Source organism: Mesorhizobium sp. L-2-11, from assembly GCF_016756595.1.
Taxonomy (GTDB): Bacteria; Pseudomonadota; Alphaproteobacteria; order Rhizobiales; family Rhizobiaceae; genus Mesorhizobium.
Genome location: NZ_AP023257.1, coordinates 2,330,572 through 2,348,484 on the forward strand (window position 1 = coordinate 2,330,572; position 17,913 = coordinate 2,348,484).

The 17,913-nt window shown below is 62.7% G+C and carries 16 protein-coding genes and 1 pseudogene; 8 read left to right on the forward strand and 9 right to left on the reverse strand.

The annotated features are described in order from the left end of the window. Positions 1–117 precede the first annotated feature (117 nt). Positions 118–1,593: pseudogene (locus JG739_RS11185) on the reverse strand (ABC transporter substrate-binding protein). 212 nt (positions 1,594–1,805) lie between these two features. Between JG739_RS11185 and JG739_RS11190 the strand changes: the two are divergent. The 5 genes from JG739_RS11190 (at position 1,806) to JG739_RS11210 (ending at position 7,207) form a co-directional block, all read left to right on the forward strand. Next, a complete protein-coding gene (locus JG739_RS11190; protein ID WP_202366516.1) occupies positions 1,806–2,513 on the forward strand; it encodes a GntR family transcriptional regulator in 708 nt (235 codons plus the stop codon). A 50-nt stretch (positions 2,514–2,563) separates the two neighbouring features. Beyond that, the gene (locus JG739_RS11195) at positions 2,564–3,730 is read left to right on the forward strand and encodes a mandelate racemase/muconate lactonizing enzyme family protein (RefSeq protein WP_202366517.1); all 1,167 of its coding nucleotides are present in this window, start codon (positions 2,564–2,566) and stop codon (positions 3,728–3,730) included. Between the two features lie 62 nt (positions 3,731–3,792). Then, positions 3,793–5,154: a mandelate racemase/muconate lactonizing enzyme family protein gene (locus JG739_RS11200; RefSeq protein ID WP_202366518.1), complete on the forward strand. Its 1,362-nt coding sequence runs from the start codon at positions 3,793–3,795 to the stop codon at positions 5,152–5,154. Between the two features lie 17 nt (positions 5,155–5,171). After that, a complete protein-coding gene (locus JG739_RS11205) occupies positions 5,172–6,371 on the forward strand; it encodes a mandelate racemase/muconate lactonizing enzyme family protein (RefSeq protein ID WP_202366519.1) in 1,200 nt (399 codons plus the stop codon). Between the two features lie 11 nt (positions 6,372–6,382). After that, positions 6,383–7,207, forward strand: a complete 825-nt coding sequence (locus JG739_RS11210) for a 5'-3' exonuclease (protein WP_202366520.1) — start codon at positions 6,383–6,385, stop codon at positions 7,205–7,207. Positions 7,208–7,474: 267 nt separating this feature from the next. On the opposite strand, the gene JG739_RS11215 is transcribed toward JG739_RS11210, so the two are convergent. After that, positions 7,475–7,648: a DUF2905 domain-containing protein gene (locus JG739_RS11215; RefSeq protein WP_446720546.1), complete on the reverse strand. Its 174-nt coding sequence runs from the start codon at positions 7,646–7,648 to the stop codon at positions 7,475–7,477. 89 nt (positions 7,649–7,737) lie between these two features. On the opposite strand from JG739_RS11215, the gene JG739_RS11220 reads away from it, so the two are divergent. The 3 genes from JG739_RS11220 to tnpC all read left to right on the forward strand — a co-directional run bounded on the left by JG739_RS11220 (position 7,738) and on the right by tnpC (position 10,182). Continuing rightward, positions 7,738–8,124 carry a transposase gene (locus JG739_RS11220; RefSeq protein ID WP_183445375.1) on the forward strand — a complete coding sequence of 129 codons (387 nt, stop codon included), beginning with the start codon at positions 7,738–7,740 and terminating at the stop codon, positions 8,122–8,124. Beyond that, positions 8,121–8,465, forward strand: coding sequence for an IS66 family insertion sequence element accessory protein TnpB (gene tnpB, locus JG739_RS11225; protein WP_183445374.1), 345 nt, complete (start codon positions 8,121–8,123; stop codon positions 8,463–8,465). The genes JG739_RS11220 and tnpB overlap by 4 nt, the downstream gene beginning before the upstream one ends. 76 nt (positions 8,466–8,541) lie before the next feature. Further along, positions 8,542–10,182 carry an IS66 family transposase gene (gene tnpC / locus JG739_RS11230; protein WP_183445373.1) on the forward strand — a complete coding sequence of 547 codons (1,641 nt, stop codon included), beginning with the start codon at positions 8,542–8,544 and terminating at the stop codon, positions 10,180–10,182. 399 nt (positions 10,183–10,581) lie between these two features. Here tnpC and JG739_RS11235 read toward each other — a convergent pair whose 3' ends face one another. The 7 genes from JG739_RS11235 to JG739_RS11265 all read right to left on the reverse strand — a co-directional run bounded on the left by JG739_RS11235 (position 10,582) and on the right by JG739_RS11265 (position 17,787). Further along, on the reverse strand, positions 10,582–11,781 hold the full coding sequence (locus JG739_RS11235) for an IS256 family transposase (protein ID WP_202362577.1): 1,200 nt from the start codon (positions 11,779–11,781) through the stop codon (positions 10,582–10,584). Between the two features lie 66 nt (positions 11,782–11,847). Next, the gene (locus JG739_RS11240) at positions 11,848–12,111 is read right to left on the reverse strand and encodes a hypothetical protein (protein WP_202366521.1); all 264 of its coding nucleotides are present in this window, start codon (positions 12,109–12,111) and stop codon (positions 11,848–11,850) included. A 76-nt stretch (positions 12,112–12,187) separates the two neighbouring features. Then, the gene (locus JG739_RS11245; RefSeq protein WP_446720547.1) at positions 12,188–12,961 is read right to left on the reverse strand and encodes a branched-chain amino acid ABC transporter ATP-binding protein; all 774 of its coding nucleotides are present in this window, start codon (positions 12,959–12,961) and stop codon (positions 12,188–12,190) included. After that, complete coding sequence (locus tag JG739_RS11250) at positions 12,954–14,732, reverse strand: branched-chain amino acid ABC transporter ATP-binding protein/permease (protein WP_202366522.1); 1,779 nt, start codon at positions 14,730–14,732, stop codon at positions 12,954–12,956. The genes JG739_RS11245 and JG739_RS11250 overlap by 8 nt, the downstream gene beginning before the upstream one ends. Beyond that, a complete protein-coding gene (locus tag JG739_RS11255; protein ID WP_202366523.1) occupies positions 14,719–15,552 on the reverse strand; it encodes a branched-chain amino acid ABC transporter permease in 834 nt (277 codons plus the stop codon). Before JG739_RS11255 ends, JG739_RS11250 begins: the two co-directional genes overlap by 14 nt. 168 nt (positions 15,553–15,720) lie before the next feature. Continuing rightward, positions 15,721–16,887 (reverse strand): substrate-binding protein, encoded by a 1,167-nt coding sequence (locus tag JG739_RS11260; RefSeq protein ID WP_202366524.1) that lies wholly within the window; start codon positions 16,885–16,887, stop codon positions 15,721–15,723. Between the two features lie 54 nt (positions 16,888–16,941). Next, positions 16,942–17,787: a nitrilase family protein gene (locus JG739_RS11265; protein WP_202366525.1), complete on the reverse strand. Its 846-nt coding sequence runs from the start codon at positions 17,785–17,787 to the stop codon at positions 16,942–16,944. Positions 17,788–17,913 lie beyond the last annotated feature (126 nt).

Genomic DNA, 17,913 nt, shown 5'->3' on the forward strand with positions numbered 1-17,913 from the left:
GCGTTTGATCGGCCCATCGCGACGCGCTTTAGGTTGTTATTTTATGCATGTCGTTATCGCAAAACCGCTGCACACCCTCGGGTCAGGGCCCGTGGGCATGCTCTTGCGCGACATGCATTAGAGTCCGCCCATCAGGTCTCTTACCTTCCTGGCCGCGTCGTCGGCTGCCTCGTCGACGGTCATCGCTCCGGTCAGGGCATTCTGCAGCATGTCCGGGACGATGATGTTCATGATCTCGGGGGCCTGAGGCAGCGCTGGGAACGGGATGCCGTATGGCAGCATCGAGGTCGTCACGTCGAGGAACTTGATGTTGTCCAGGCGTTCCTTCATCCATTTGGTCTTGAAGCCGTTAAGATTGCCCGGGTTCGAGCCGGCATAGGCCATCTTCAGCGATCATTCAGGGCTCGTCCACATGCAGATGATAGCCTTTGCGGCCGGCTCATCGACCTTGCCGCCCTCCACATATTCAGGCTTCAGGATGTGAATGTTCGAGCCGCCGAACACGACTGCGCGCTTGCCGTCGGGGCCAGTGGGAATCAGGCCGTAGCGCATATTGTCGATCACGGTCTGCGCCTTGTCCTTGTCGGCGCCCGTCGCCTTCTTCTGCAGGTCGAGCATGACGTCGTAGTCGGACGGATGCGAGATCATCATGCCAAGCTGGCCGGCGAGGAACAGGGGCTGGTTATCGGCCTGCTGGTTGGTGAGCGCCGAAACCGGAACCGACTTGTCGCGAACATACATGTCGTACGAGGCTTGCAGCGCGGCCTTGCTCTGCGGGCTATCGAGCTTGACTTCCTCATAGGTCGGGCTCGCGGTGGCTTCGTCGAAGACGCCGCCGCCATAGGCCCACAGTTGCGGCATGAAGCGGTACGGCGTATTGCCGGCATTCTTGCGTGCCACGAGGCCGTAACCGGCAATGCCGAGCTTGTCGTGGATCTGCTTGGAATACTTGACGACGTCGTCCCAGGTTGCCGGAGCCTTGTCCGGATCGAGACCCGCACGCTTGAAGATGTCGGCGTTCCAGATGAACGCCATCGTCTCGTTGTTGGTTGGAATGCCGTAGGTCACCCCCTCCCAGGTCACGGCCTTCATGGCGCCGGGCCAGAAGTCCTCGGTGGAATACCCGACATCCTCGGGTTTGAGCGGCTCCAGGTAGCCTTTTGAGGCGAACTCGGTACCACCCAGGATTTGCAGGCGGACCGCCATCGGCGCGGCATTGCCCAGGAGCGCCGTGCGGAACTTGTCAAGAAGGTCGTTATAGGTGAGGGCTTGTTCCTCGAGCTGGATGTTCGGATAGGTCTTGCGGAAGGTCTCGAAGAAATCCTTGTAGTACTGGCGCAAAAGGTCGGGGTCGCCCTCGAACACGCCCTGATACCAGAAAGTCAGTCGCCCCTTGTAGTCGAGCGGGGTGACCTTGGCGCAATCGGCCGCGGTGTCAAAATCCTCTGTGCCCGCAATGGAGCGCACATATTCCGGCGACCACTTGCTGAGGTCGACGGGCGCTCCCAGCGCCGATGTGGACATCAGCGATGCCATCAAAGCAGTGGCGACAGTGCCGCGCAGGATCGCACTGCCGAGCGTAATCCTCGTCATAGGTATCCTCCCTGGTTCTCCATGCCGCCGTGCGCCGAGGCAGAGCGGGCTAGCTCGTTCGACCGCGGGACGCCTTTCTCTTCTATGTATCCCTTCGATCATTTTGTACGTTTTCAGATCGTGGATTGCCTGTCAACGCACTGGATCGTACATTGTTTGTGAAAACCATGTGTGATATCGGGCATGGTATGTATTGATCAGGGGAGCCGGCCTTGGCTGAAAAAGATGATTTTAAAGCCATGCCACCGGTGGAGACTGACCCCATGGCCTCCAGCGAGGGCGCCTCGCTTTATGAACTGATCAGGGAAGACATCATCGAGGGGCGGCTCGCCGCCAACGAACGGCTTGTGGTCACCGATCTCGCCCGGCGTCACGGCACCTCGACCAACCCCGTGCGCGAGGCCCTGCAGCTCTTGCGCGGGGAGGGTTTTGTCACCTTTCTCCCCAACCGCGGGGCGCGCGTCCGACCCATAGATCAGGATTTTGTCCGGGATATCTATGAAATCGGTGTTCTGATCGAGCCGGCCCTGACACGGTGGTTTGTGAATATGGCGACCGGCGAGGACATCGCCGAACTCGAACGTCTCCAAGGGCTGATTGAGGAGAACAACTTTGCCGACACATTCAGGCACAGCGAACTGGATACCGCTTTCCACACCGTGATGTACCAGCGGCATTATAACCGCCATGCCGCTGAACTTTGGTGGAAGCATCGCGAAGTGCTGCGAGCCGTGAGCCGGCGTTTCAATTTCACGCTGGCGCGGCGTGCCGCGATCATTCGCGAGCACCGCGAACTCATCGCGCACGTAAAAGCGGGAGAAGCCGACAAGGCGGCCGAACTCGTTTCCCGCCATGTCGAGGGTTCCGGCCGGCATATCCTCGAACAGATGCGTGCGCGCAACGCCGCCCGGGCCGGATAGGAACGAACGTCCAGTCTCGAACACCGTTAGCCTTCAGATAGGGAATTGAGATGAAAATCACGAGCATTCGGCCGTGGCTGATCAGGTCCGATGCTTCTTATTGGGGAGAGTTCCTGTTCGTCGAAGTGACGACCGACGAGGGGGTGAGTGGCTGGGGAGAGATCACCACCACGACAAGGCTCGCCAACCGCGCTCTCTGCACGATCCTGCGGCAGATCGGCGTCGCCGTGACAGGCGAGGATCCAGCGCGCATCGAGCATCTCTGGCACAAGATTTTTCGCAGCTTCACCTATATGGGCAGCCGCGGCGCCGCCGTCGAATGCGTGAGCGCCATCGATATTGCCCTTTGGGACATCCGCGGCAAAGTCCTCGGCAAGCCGATTTACGAGCTGCTGGGCGGACCGGTACGCGACGAAGTCGCGCTCTACACCCATCCCAACCAGGCCAAATTCACCAGCAAGGAGGCTGTGGTCCGCGAAATTCTGGACATTGTCGAGTCCGGACACACTGCGCTCAAGTTTGATCCCTTCCCCCACCAGGGCTGCAGCGCCGATGGCCTGTCCCGCGAACAGCGGGACGGCTACCTCGATGGCAGCATGGCCCGCAAGGACGAGCGCGAAGCCGCCGAACTCACGGCGCTGATCCGCGAAACGGCGGGGCCTGACGTCGACATTCTCATCGATGCGCATGGCCGCTTCGACGTTCCCACCGCCATTCGCCTCTGTCGGAGCCTCGATGAGGCCGGTCAAATCGACTGGTTCGAGGAGCCTTGCCCGCCCGAGAGCCTGAACGCCCTCAAGCAGGTGCGTGAGAAGGTCAGTGCCGCCATCTCGTGGGGCGAGCGCGGCCACACGAAGTGGGATTTCGTGCCGGTACTCGAGAACAGGCTCGCTGACTACATCATGCCTGATGTCACCTGGACCGGCGGCATTACCGAACTCAAGAAGATTTCTGCCCTATGCGAAGCCTACTACATCCCGGTCTCGCCGCATGACGCCGCGGGGCCGATCAACGTGGTTGCGGGAGCCCAGGTGATGATGACCGTTCCTAACTTCTACAGGCTCGAAACGTCGGAGTGGAACCTGGGCAAATACGATCACCTCATCGACAGACCGCTCGACGTCTCGAACGGCAGCCTCAAGCTGACGCAGAGGCCTGGTCTCGGTATCGAGATGGACCGTGACTACCTGCAGGCCCACGAGATTGAGCTGGGCTAGCAACGCCCTATGCCGGCCCGGCGTGGGGCGACAAGCCCCATCCACCAGAACGAGGATAAGTCATGGCAAAGACGGGTGGCGCCGACGAGGCGCTCAATCGGGTGAACGCGAACTCCAAGCCGTCCCAGCTTCGCATCACCGACATGCGGGTAGCCGAAATCGTCGGCGCGCCGTTCACCTCGACCCTGCTCAAGATTTACACCAACCAGGGCATCGTCGGACTTGGCGAGGTGCGCGACGGCGCCAGCGCCACCTACGCGCTGATGCTGAAGAGCCGGCTGCTTGGCGAGAACCCTTGCGACATCGACCGCCTGTTTCGCCGGATCAAGCAGTTCGGCGGGCACGGCCGGCAAGGCGGCGGCGTCTCTGCGGTCGAAATCGCGTTGTGGGATCTCGCCGGCAAGGCCTATGGCGTGCCCATCTACCAGATGCTCGGCGGCCGGTTTCGCGAGAAGGTGCGCCTCTATTGCGATACCGACGCCACCGTGCCGAGCGGCACCGAGACCGGCAGGCGGCTCAAGCAGCGCATGGCGCTCGGCTTCACGTTCCTCAAGATGGATCTGGGATTGATGCAGATCGCCGATGTCCCCGGTGCGGTCGTATCTCCTGCCGGCTCACTTGATGGATACCGCGTCCAGCCCGGCCGCGGCCAGGTCACGACCCTTGACGAGCGGCGCGCCCGCAACGCCGCCTACGATTTGCATAACATCCCCCACCCATTTACCGGTCTCCACTTTTCCGACAAGGGCCTCGATTTGCTTGAGCAGTACATTGCCGACGTTCGCGAAATTATCGGCATGGATATTCCGCTCGCCATCGACCATGTCGGCCACATCTCGCTGCAGAACGGCATTCGCCTCGCCAGGCGGATTGAAAAATATGTGCCGGCCTGGCTCGAGGATGTGATCCCATGGCAGTATACCGAGCACTACCGGCAATTGCAGGACGCCACCACAGTGCCGATCTGCACCGGCGAGGACATCTACCTCAAGGAGGGGTTCGAGCCTCTGCTCAAGAGCGGCGGCCTCTCCATTATCCACCCAGACCTGCTCACCAGCGGGGGCATTCTCGAAACCAAGAAGATCGGCGACATGGCGCAGGACCACGGCGTCGCAATGGCCATCCATATGGCGGAAAGCCCAATTGCGGCAATGGCCGCGGCGCATGTCGCGACCGCGACCGAAAATTTCATGGCGCTCGAATACCACTCTGCCGATGTCGACTGGTGGGACGATATCGTTACCGGCGTTGCCAAGCCGCTGGTGAAGGACGGCTTTATCACTGTTCCCGACAGACCGGGCCTGGGGATTGACGACGTCGTCGACGAGGTGATCTCGCAGCATCTGCAGCCGGGTGTCACCGGCATCTGGCAGCCCACCGATCACTGGGACAACGAATATTCCTGGGATCGCACCTGGAGCTGAGGCGAAAAGAACCGAAGATGAAGATCACCGACCTCCGTTGCGCCGTCATCGGCAAGCACCCCATCGTTCGCATCGTCACCGACGAAGGCCTCTATGGCCTGGGCGAGGTCGAGTACACCAAGCCCTACCTCAAGCCCTGGGTCCTGCATTTTCGCGAGGCGCTGATCGGCGAGGACCCGACCGATGTCGAGCGGGTGATGCTGAAGATCCGCCAACGCGGCTCTTTCAAGCCCTATGGCGCAGCGGTAAGCGCTATCGAGCATGCGCTGTGGGACATTGCCGGCAAGGCGGCAGGCGTGCCGGCCTACAAACTGCTCGGCGGCAAGGTGCGCGACAAGGTGCGCGTCTACAACGGCTCGATCCGCCGGAAACGCACAGGCGACCGGCCACAGGATTACGCCGCTGACGTCAAATGGATGATGGAGCAGCCGCAGAACTTCTTCATGATCAAGCAAGGAATCTCGTTCCACTCCAACATGAAGGACACCATCGACGGCTTCCATTACGGCGTGACGCAGAACAACGCCGGCTATCACGGCGCCATGGATCAGGGTGTGATCAGCGAGCGTGGTTTCAATCACATGCTCGACTGCGTGATCGCGATGAAGGAAGTGCTGGGCGACAAGGTCAGCCTGGCGCTCGACTGCGGCCCGGGCTGGATGCTGCCCGATGCGATCAGGTTCGCTCGCGCGGTCGAGAAGTACAACTTGATGTGGCTCGAGGACATGCTGACCGGCGACTATGTGCCGTGGGTCAATCCGCAGGCCTATCGGGAGCTGACCACCTCCACCTCGACGCCAATCCATACCGGCGAGCAGATCTACCTCAGGCACAATTTCAAGGAGCTGATTGAGACGCAGGCAGTGCGCGTCATCGGCCCCGATCCAGCCGATATTGGCGGCATTGCCGAGCTCAAATGGGTCGCCGAGCACGCCCATATGCACTCGATCCTGATGGCGCCGCACGGCACGGCGAACGGCCTGCTTGGCCTCGGCGCGTTGATCAATGTCTGCGCCACCTTGCCCGCCAACTACATCGCCTTCGAATATCCGAGCGCCTCCGACCCCTGGTGGGAGGACCTCGTCATCGGCCTGCCGTCGCCGATCGTGAAGGACAGCATGGTGGATCTGCTGGAAGCGCCGGGGCTGGGCCTCGATATCGACGCCGAAGCAGCCCGAAAGTATCTCAGGCAAGAGGATGCGGCCTTCTTCGACTGAACCATCCTTGTATGCCAGCCATCGGTCTGGCTTTGCAGACCGGGCCGGATGTTGTTTCCCTAAGGATTGCGATGATCGTTCATTTGGTAGACGGCACATACGAACTGTTTCGCCACTTCTATGGGCAACGCCGGTTCAACAATGGCCAAGACAAGCCGTTTGGCGCCGTCGTCGGCGTGCTGAACACAGTGCTGGAGATGATCGAGAACGGCGCCACACATGTTGGGGTGGCCACCGATCATGTGATCGAATCGTTCAGAAATCAGCTCTGGCCCGGCTACAAGACCGGGGATGGCATCGAGCCGGCATTGCTCGCGCAGTTCCACCCCCTCGAGGACGCCCTGGCGGCGATGGGAGTGGCGGTCTGGCCGATGGTCGAGCTGGAAGCCGACGACGCGCTGGCATCCGCGGCACACAGCGCGGCTGCCGATGAGGGTGTGCAGAAGGTGTGCATCTGGACGCCGGACAAGGATCTCGCGCAGTGTGTGCGCGGCGACCATGTGGTCCAGGTAGACCGCAGGACCCAGAAAATTCGCGATGCCGCCGGCGTACGCGAGAAGTTCGGAGTCGAGCCGGCCCTGATTCCAGATTTCCTCGCGCTGGTGGGTGATGCCGCCGATGGCTACCCGGGCCTCGAAGGCATCGGCCTGGTTTCGGCCGCCCGGCTGCTTGGCCGTTACGGCCCGCTTGAAAGCTTTCCGCCTGAAATCCTCGGCAAGCGGAGAGAGCTCGCGCTTTTGTTCAAGAATCTCGCGACGCTGCGCACCGACGCTCGGCTGTTCGACAATGTCGAGGCACTGCGCTGGCACGGCCCGACCAAAGCGTTCGATATGTGAGTGATCCAGCTAAATGACGCCCGGCTCCTCACCCGTGCGCTCAAGGCTTGGCGGCAGCAAAGATAGCGATCCAAGCAGCCGGCCTTTTCTGAGTCACTCGGTCAGGGCCTTGAGAAGCGGCGTGGACCATAGGATCAGAATGAACCCGATACCCGACCAAAGCATCACAGCATCCCAGTTGCGATAATCCCGGCGCATTTCAGGCCTCCTGACAAACACGAATATTCCGTACGGAATCTCGCGCTCTTTCCTCCGAAGTGGACGCCGTTACCGGTTGAGTAGCCACAGAACAAAAGAGAGAACGATGCTGATCAAGATCCCGGTGCCGATCGGAGCATAAAACGTGAAGTTCTCACGTTCGATGACGATGTCGCCAGGCAGTCTCCCCAGACCGATCCGCGACAACCAGGGCCACAACAGGCCTGTGGCGACTATGATCAAACCAACGATAATGTAAGCGCGTAGGCGTCCCCACGTAGCGTGCAGGCGGTTGATCGCTCATTTTCAGCATGAATCATGCGGAGAATCCTATGAGCGACAGTATGAGCCATCATCGAACATTCGAGATTTTGACGGCGGAGCCTGTGCCGTCCCGACGCAAGCCGCGCCATCGGTCGGACGAAGAGAAGGCACGGCTTGTCGCCGAAGCGTTCTCGCCAGGGGGCAATGTCTCGGCGGTTGCGCGTTCCGAGGGGCTGGACCCCTCGCAGCTCTATGCGTGGCGCCGCAAGGCGCTTTCGTCGGGCATGGTTGCGCCACTGACGGAGGGAGCGAGCAAGCCGGCGAAGTTCACGCGCTTTGAAGCGGTGGGCAGCGACACGGTGGAAATCGTCATTGGCGACGCAGTGGTGCGCGCCGGCGGCGATGTCGATCCCGATCGCCTGGCGAGGATCATCCGCGCGGTTCGTAAGGCATGATCGCTTCCGGTGTGGTGGTTTACGTGTCGTGCCAGCCGGTCGACTTCCGCAAGGGCGCGGCATCTTTGATGGCGCTGGTCAGGGATGGCGGCCTGGACCCATTCTCGGGGGCACTTCACGTATTCCGTTCGAAGCGTGCGGACCGGGTTCGCATCGTGTGGTGGGACGGCAGCGGGGTTTGTCTTTATTCGAAGACTCTGGAAGATCACAGCTTCTGCTGGCCGGGGATATCGGCCGCGCGCATGCGTCTCGACCACGCCCAGTTGATGGCGCTTCTGGCCGGACTGGACTGGAAAAAGATTCGTCCGGCCAGGGTCAGGCGGCCGTTATCGACGGGCTGAAACCGGCCTGCGGCAAGATGAATCATGCGGCTGGAACGGTTGGGAAAGCGGCTGTTTTTGTGCTCTGTTGCTTGCCATGGTTCTACCGGGTCTTGCCCTTCCCGACGACGTTGATGCGCTGAAGGCGATGATCCTTTCCATGGCTCGCGAGCAGGCTGCAAGCGAGGCCCGGATCGCAGTCGCCGACGCTCGGATCGCAGCATCTGAGGCGGAGGTCGCCCGGCTGAAAGCTGTCGAGAAAAGCGCCAGCGAGCGGATCGCCAATCTCACGTCAATCCTGAAAGTTTTACAGCGCACGCAACATGGCACGCGTTCCGAGCGGCTACGCCTGGCCATCGACGACGAGCAGGCCTCCTTTGCCTTCGAAGAGGTCGAGACCGGCCTTTCGGAAATCCGGAGCGAACTCGACCGCGCGGTCGGGAACAAGCCGAAGCGCGCCCCGCGTCCGCGCAAGGGCTTTGCTGCCCACCTCGAACGCATCGAGGAGGTCGTCGAGCCGGAAATCCCGGCCGACTGCGAGGGGCTTGAAAAGGTTCTGATCGGCGAGGATCGATCCGAGCGGCTGGACGTCGTGCCGCCGAAGTTCCAGGTCATCGTCACGCGCCGTCCCAAATACGCCTTCCGGGGCCGTGACGGCGTGGTCCAGGCTCTGGCGCCGGCGCACATCATCGAAAGCGGGCTGCCGACGGAGCGGCTGCTCGCCTATATCGCCGTCTCCAAATACGCCGACGGCCTCCCGCTTTATCGGCAGGAGGCGATCTATCTGCGCGACGGCGTCGAGATCAGCCGGTCGTTGATGGCGCAGTGGATGGGGCATCTGGGCTTCGAGCTGCAGATGCTTGCTGATTACATACTGGAGCGCATCAAGGAGGGCGAAAGGGTCTTCGCCGACGAGACGACCTTGCCCACCCTTGCCCCTGGTTCCGGGAAAACCACGAAAGCCTGGTTGTGGGCCTACGCACGGGATGACCGACCCTATGGCGGAACCAGTCCGCCAATGGTTGCCTATCGTTTTGAAGACAGCAGAGGTGCGGATTGCGTGGCGCGCCACCTCGCCGGATTCAGCGGTATCCTGCAAGTGGATGGCTACTCGGCCTATACCAACCTGGTCAAGGCACGGGCCAAAGCCGGCAGCAATGAAACAATCCGGCTCGCCGGGTGCTGGGCTCACCTGCGGCGCAAATTCTACGACCTGCACATCAGCGGGGTCTCGCAGGCCGCGACGGATTCGATCATCGCCATGACCGAATTGTGGAAGGTCGAGGACGAGGTCCGCGGCAAGGATGCCGGAAGCCGCGCCGCGCTACGTCAGGAAAAGTCCGTGGCCATTGTCGCGAGCCTCTTCGATCTATGGGAAGCGGAACTGGGCAAGGTCTCCGGAAAATCCAAGACCGCCGAGGCGATCCGCTACGCGCTCACCCGGCGGGAGGCGCTGGAACGCTTTCTGATGGACGGTCGCATCGAAATCGACTCCAATATCGTCGAGCGTGCAATCAGGCCCCAGACGATCACGCGAAAGAATAGTCTATTCGCCGGCAGCCACGGCGGTGGACGAACCTGGGCGACGGTAGCCACCTTGCTGCAAACCTGCAAAATGAACAGCGTCGATCCGCTCGACTGGCTCTCGCAGACCTTGACCCGCATCGCTCAAGGCTGGCCGGCATCCGAAATCGAAATGCTCATGCCTTGGAACTTTAGGCCTGACGTTATCGGCTGACCGCTTACACGATAATCAGGGTTCGCGACATCTTCGTTGCGCTCAATTTCCGCTGCTTCTTTCTCGTTCACCTTCGCCGTTCCGTTGCCGACGTCTCGGGGCGCTGGATGACCAGCGTCAACGCGCAAGAGCCGCGCCGCCAGGCCGGTCTAACCCAGAGCGGTCGAAGATCAGCCAGGGCGCCGCACGGATTGCCAGGCGGTGCTTGGGCATTGTCTGGAACTCACGAGTTTGGCGCAGGTTCCAGACGGCCGACAGGCGCGTGAGAAAGTCGCGGTTTGCTCTCGACAGAGTTGTGTGCGTCAAGTTCTGCAAAAATGGCGTGGCATTCAGCGGTGACGTTGGCGTGTCCGCCGCGCAGCCCCCGTGTTTAGCGGAGCGGCGGACATGGCGGCCGCGTCAGGCGGCCAGTGCCCTCAGGTTCTCCTTCTTGTGCTCGCGCAGATGATCCATGTTGAGGTAGCGGGTCGCCTCGAGCCAGTTCTCGTGGATCTCCACCGCCAATGCCCGAACCAGCCGCAAACAGCTCTGCGGGTTGGGGAAGATGCGAACGACCAGGGTGCGCCGCTTGATCTCCTGGTTCAGCCGCTCCAGCATGTTCGTCGACTTCATGTGCTTGTGATGCGGCAGCGGCAGCCGATAGAAGCTCAGCGTCTCCTCGATGTTGTTCTCCACCCAATCCACCAGCTTCGGGTATTTGGCCTGCCATTTGGCGATCCACTGCGCCAGGTCGCGCTTGACCTCGGCGAGGTCGCGCCGGTCATAGAACCATCTGAGCTCCATCAGGCAGTCGTCATCGACCTTGCGCGGCACATAATCGAGCGCGTTTCTGAGGAAGTGCACGTAACAGCGCTGCCAGACTGCCTCGGGCAGGACTTCGCGGATCGCTGCCCTGAGCCCCGGATGGTCGTCGGAGACGACAAACTCGACGCCGGCGAGCCCGCGCTGCTTGAGCCCTGCCACGAACGCGCGCCAGCTCGAATGGCTTTCACGGTTGGCCAGCTCGACACCGAGCACCTGGCGCCGGCCTTCCCAGTCGACGCCGATCGCCACCAAGACGGCCTGGCTGGCGATCACGCCGGCCTCGCGCGCCCGCTCGTAGCGCGCGTCCAGAATGAGGTACGGGTAAGGTTCGGCAAGCCGCTGCTCAAAGAACGCCTTCAGCGCCTCATCCAGCCGCGCCGTCGCCTGGCTTACCGTCGAGGCCGAGAAGGAATGGCCGCACAGATCCTCGGTGATCGCCTTCACCTTGCGCGTCGACACGCCTTGCACGTACATCTCGACCAGCGCCGATACCAGTGCCTTCTCCGAGCGCTGGTAACGCTCAAACAACTCCGTCGAGAACCGGCCGGCCCGATCTTGCGGAACCCGAAGTTCCAGCACGCCAACCCGCGTCACAAGCTTGCGTTCGTAATAGCCGGACCGGTAACCAACCCGCTCCGTCGTCCGCTCGCCTTTCTCGGCCCCGATCGCCTCCGTCATCTCGGCTTCCAAAGCCTCCTGCACCACAGTCTGCAAAACTCTGCGGAAGCCGTCCTCATCCGACAACAGCAACGCTTTCAACTCGCCTCTGCTCAGTCTAACCTCTCGCTTGGTCATGGCACTTACCCTTCCACGGGAATCGGTGATCGCAACGTCACCAGCGTGCCATGGCCGCCCCTCGCCTCAGAGTAAGGGCTGTTCTCTCTCCAGAGCTTTTTGCAGAACCTTCAGAACACTATCCTCGACAGCGGCTCGGGGAGCGGCGGACTTGGTGGGCTGCAGGATCTTCGGGTCGACCATGGGCTGGTTATAGGTGCCGTCGGCAAGCAGCGGATCATCCACTTGGAACAGGTGGCAGCTGGCGCGAGCCTGGTCCTCCTCCTGCAAGGGGCATGCTCTCTGCCCGGTCGCCACTTCCTGCGTCTCCGCGCGGTCAGCCGCCAGCACTTTTGGCCTGCACGCGCTCGGGTCGGGCCCTGGGTCAGGCCCGGGTCAGGCCCAAGGGTATGCTTTGCGCGATGCGTTAGATCTTCAGGTGCTGAAGAACGCGCGCCGCCGTGCCCGCCGTCACATCTCCGGCATCGTCGATCCGCCCGAGCTTCAGCACTGCCCAGCTGTCGGCGATGCCGAGAGCGAAGGGCAGGTTCTGCTCGACAATCAGGATCGTCGTGCCGTTAGTCCTGCGCTCGTCCCTGAGTGCCGCGGCGATGCGTTCGACGACGGAGGGCTGCAGGCCCTCGGAAATCTCGTCGATCAGCAACAGCTTCGGCCGCAGCATCAGCGCGCGGCCGAGAATGAGCATCTTCTGCTCGCCGCCGGACAGCGTTCCGGCGCGTTGCGACAGGCGCGCCCTGAGGAACGGGAAATGCCCAAAAACCCGTTCCACGGCTTGCGCAAAATCGCGATCCGAGCGCAAGGCGAGGCGCAGATTGTCGCGCACGCTGAGATCCTGGAACAGCGCCTGCTCCTGCGGAGCGTAGCTGACGCCGGACGCGATCAGCGAGGCCTGCGAGACACCTGAAATGGACGCGCCATCGAGGCGGATGTCGCCCGAACGCAGCGCCACGAAGCCGAGGATGGTTTTCAGCACGGTGGTCTTGCCCATGCCGTTCTTGCCCATCAGCGCGAAGATCTGTCCGGGCGCGATCGCCAGCGACAGTGCCTCGATGATGGCAACCGGCCCGTAGCCGCTCGACACGTTCGAGAGCGACAGTTTCGGCGACAGCGACAGATTCGGCGCGGTGGTTTTGGCATCCGCCCCCGGTTTCCCAGCGGATGTCTGCCTTGCCTCAAGCATGGGCGCCTCCCGAATAGATCGTCTTCACCACTTCGGAATTGACGACCTGATCGACGCTGCCGTCGAGCACCAGCTTGCCCTGGTGGAGAACGACGATCCTGGTCGAGATGTCGCGGACGAAATCGAGATCGTGCTCGACCAGGATGGCGGCGAAGCCGAGTTCGCCGGTCAGCTTTTGCAGCGTTTCGCCGATGGTGGTGCGTTCGACCTTGGTCAGCCCGGCCGTCGGCTCGTCGAGCAGGATGAGTTTTGGCTCGAGCGCAACGACCATGGCGAGCTCGAGGCTCTGCTTCTGGCCATGCGACAGCAGCGACACCGGCCGGCCGAGCATGCGGTCGAGCCCGGTCGAGCGCAGAATGTCGGCGGCGGCCGCCGGCAATCCAAGCGCGGCGGAGCGGCGCAGCAGGTTCGGCGCCGTGCGCGAGGCGCGTGCCATGCGCAGGCAATCGGCGACGGTCAGGCTGTCGAAGACGCTCGCCACCTGGAACTTGCGTCCGACGCCGAGGGTGACGATTTCGTTCGGCGTCATGCCGCTAATGTCCTGGCCGGCGATGGTGACGGTTCCGGTCGTGGCTTCGGCGCCGTCGCTCAGGCAGCGCATCAGCGTCGTCTTGCCTGCGCCATTCGGACCGACGAGGCTGACCAGCTCGCCGGGGTGAACCTCGAGGTCGATCCCTTGCAGCACCTGCAGGCTGCCGAAGGATTTGCCGAGGCCGCTGACGGCGAGCACACGGTTGCCGGGCTGCGACCCGGTGCCGGCCGGGTCAGTGGTGAGGGTAGGGCACCCCGGTTGGCTTGTCTGCTCTCCATTGCGGCGCGGCAGGACCATTCTGGCCAGTTGCGCCAGCCCGTTCGGCAGAAGGATGATCATCACGACGAACAGCGCGCCGACCACCAGGTTCCACAGGAAAGGAAGGTCGCCGGAGAGCTGGGCACTGAGGTAATCGATGCCGATCGCGCCCATCACCGGCCCGATGATCGTGCCGCGGCCGCCCAGCGCCGTCCAGATGACGATCTCGGTGCCGAAGACGAAGCCGGTATTTTCGGGCGCCACCACGCCCGAAGCGTTGGCATAGAGGAAGCCGGCAATGCCGGCGACGCCGGCGAGAATCGTTGTCAGCACGATCTTCAGCCGCTGCGGATCGAGGCCAAGATAGGCGCAGCGCGCTTCATTGTCGCGAATGGCGACGAGCAGCTTGCCGGCATCCGAGCGGGTGAAGACGAGGGCGACGAGCGTGGTGACGATGAGGCAGATACCGGTCAGCCGGAAATAGCCCGGCAGCCCGAGTGGCAGGCCGGAATAGCCGACCAGCCCGCTGCTCGATCCGGTCCACACGCCACCCGAAAACACCAGCTGCGTGACGACGATCGGCACGACCAGCGAAATCACCGTCGCATAGAGCGGCGTCGAGCCGTGGCCGAATGACAGCCAGCCAACGAAGGCACCGAGCAGCACCGGCACGATGATCGCCAATGCAAGCGCCAGGACCATCAGCGCCGGGGAGGCGCCGAGATGGCTGAGCACCATGGCGCTGGCATAGGCGCCGGTGCCGAAGAACGCGGCCTGGCCGAAGGTCAGGATGCCAGTGTAGCCCCACAGGATGTCGACGGTCACCGCCAGCATGGCGTAGATCATCGAGCGGGTCAGCACATTGAGCGTGAAGCGGTCGAACAGCGCCGGGCCGATGATGACGACGACCGCCGTTGCAAGCGCCAGCGCGGCAAATATCCAGACCCTTGGCGGGGTGGAACGGCTCTCAGGCACGGGCAAATCCCTTCGGGCTGATGCGCAGCACCAGGGCGCAGAGGACCGCCACCGTGATGCCGCCGAAAATGGGGCTGACGAAAGTGCTGACCAGAACCTGGGCGCCACCGAAGACGAGGCAGGCGATGGCCAGCGTCGAGAAGGACGAGCCGGCGACCATGACCAGCATGAACGAGCCGATCAGCCAGGCTATTCCCATGTTCGGGTCGACGCTGGTCAGCGGCGTCAACAGCACGCCGGCCAGCGCGGCGAGCCCGGTGCCGATCATGAAGGTGGCGAGGCGCACGCGCGCGGTGTCGATGCCGAGCGCGCGCGCCAGCATCTCGTTCATGATCACCGCCTGCGCCGACAGGCCGAGCCGCGTGCCTTCGAGAAGGAAGGTGAAGGCGAGCCCGATCACCAGCGCGGCGGCGACCGCAAACAGCCGATAGAGCGAATAGCCGACGCCAAACACATCGACGGTGCCCGACAGGAGATTGGGGGTGAATTGCACGTCGCGCCCGAACCACAGCGTGATCAACTGACCGATGACGATGCCCAGGCCCCAGGTCGCCAGGATCGCGTCGAGCGGGCGGCGATAGAGCGGCCGCACGATGACCAATTCGGTGATGCCGCCAAGGACTGCGCCGACGGCAAAGGCGATCGGCAGCGCCAGCCAGGGGTTGAGCCCAAGCCCGGCCGTTGCCACCGCGCAATAGGCGCCGATCGTCAGCCAGGCGCCGTGCGCGAAATTGATGATCTTCAGCACTCCGAAAATCGCCAGCAGGCCGGCGGCGACGATGAACAGGATCGCCGCTGTCGTCACCATGTCCAGGAGAAGCATCATGGCAAGTCCCCGATCATCTGGAAGGGGTGGCGGGCAATCGCCACCCTCAATGCATGTCGCGCAAAAGTGTGCAGCGGTTTTGCGATAACGACATGCAGAAAGACAAAACCCAAAGCGCGTCGCATGATGCCGGCCAAACGCGACGCGCTTTAGCGATTGCAGGCGCGACTACAGGTTCGGGCACTGTTCGCCGGGGTCGACTCCCTCGAAAGTGTCCACCACCGTGACCGAGCCATCCGGCTTTACCTGGCCGAGATACATGGTCAGCGGAGCATGGTGCTGCCTGCTCATCGAGACCGTGCCGCGCGGGCCGACAAAGGATACCTCGGCGAGGGCTGCGAGCACAGCGGCGGTGTCGGTCGACCCGGCTCTCTCGACTGCGGCCTTGTAGAGATAGATGCCTTCATATTCCGGCACCGAAAGGTCGTTCGGCGTGCGAAGTTCGGCGCCGAACTTCTTCTGCATGGCGGCAAGGAAGCTCTTGTTGGCGGCGCTGTCGATGCTGGTGACATAGGAAGCGGAAATGAAGATACCGGCCGCGTCTGCGCCCATGCTCCTGGCGGTTCCTTCATCGACGGCCAGGTTGCCGTAGGGGATGGCGACACCGGCGCCGCGCAGCTGCTTGGTCAAGGTGACATTGGGCGCGCCACCCGCAGTCGAGGTGATCACGGCATCGGCGCCAGAACTCTTCAGACTGGAGATGATCGCCGTCCAGTCGCTGCCTTCCATCGGCAGGTATTCCTCGCCGACGATGCTGGCGCCCGACTTCTCGATGTAACCCTTGGCGAACTCCAGCATGCCGCGGCCGAAAGCATAGTCCGAGCCGATCAGGAAGAATTTCTTGGCGCCTTGCGACTTGATGAAATTGTCGACGATCGGCGGGACCTGCTGCTCGGGCACCCAGGCGTTGACGAACAAGTTGGGGTTGCAGGATTTGCCCTCGTAGAACGAGGTGTAGATGTAGGGGATGTCGCCCTTCGAGATGATCGGCAGGCCGGCATTGCGCGCCGCGCTCGTCTCCATGGTGATGACGGCGTCGACCTCCTTCTGGAAGACCAGCGCATCGAAGGCCTTCTGCGCGCCGGCCGCACCGGAGGCGTCGTCGGCGATCTCCAGCGCAAGCTGCCGCCCCAGCACGCCGCCGGCGGCGTTGATCTCGGCGACCGCCAGTTCGGCCGACTGGACGACCGAAGGTGCGACGACGCTGTTGGCGCCCGACAGTCCGACCGGGATGCCGATCTTGATCGGCCCGTCTTCGGCGAAGGCGGTGGTCGCCAGGGCGACGCCGGCCAAGGCGGCGCTGGCGATTGCAAGGATCACTGTTCTGTTTCTCATGGTATTCCCCTTTCTTAGTGTTGATCGTACCGGGTCGTGCCGGCTTCTTCTTGGTTATCCGTAGACGTCGGTGCGGCGGTCGCCGATCGCGTCGTTGCGCTCGCTCAGCGCCCGGCTGCTGGCGACGTCGCCGAGCCTGATCGTGGCGATGAGGATTTCCTCGTCCTGCTCGCTGGCCGGGCCGGCGATCGGCCAGCCGGTCGGCCCGACGATCAGGCTCCGGCCGACAAAGGGCTGGCCGCGCTCGGTGCCGACGCGGTCGGCGCAGGCGATGTAGATGCCGTTGCTGTGGGCGGCCGCCTTGTGCAGGATGTTGGCCATCGGCTCGAGGTGATGGCCCTGGCCGGGCATCGGCACCCAGTTGGTGGGAACGCAGACCAGCTCGGCGCCCTGTAGCGCCAGTTGCCGGTAGGTTTCGGGAAACCAGCCATCGTAGCAGATCGCCACGCCGACCCTGCCGATCGCCGTGTCGAACACCGGCAGGCCGAGATTGCCCGGCTGGAAATAAAGCTTCTCTCGGTTCCACAGATGCAGCTTGCGGTAGGTGCCGATAGGGCCGGACGGCCCGCACAGCATGGCTGCGTTGAAGAACCGGTCGCCATCGCGCTCGGCGAGGCCGCTGACGATGTGCATGCCGAGTTCATGTGCCAGCGAGCATAGCAGCGCGGCACTGCGTCCGGCAGGGATGGGGGCGGCGATTGCGGCCAACTCTTCCTGGCTGTCGAAGACATAACCGCTGTCGGCGAGTTCGGGCAGCACCACCACCGTTGCGCCGAGCCCGGCGGACTGGCGGATCAGCCGCTCCATCGACTTGAGATTGTCGTCCAGCCGGCCGATGGCCGGCTGGAACTGGATGCAGGCCAGACGGAGGTCCGCGGATGCGTTCTCAGATATTGCCAAGACCAGTCTCCAAACGCAAAAAACCCCTGGCGCGGACATCATCCGCGAGCCAAGGGCTACATAGCCATCAATGTGAAACGGCACTCCTGCCGATGAGCAAACCTGCTCGTGCTTTAAGCAGTTGCA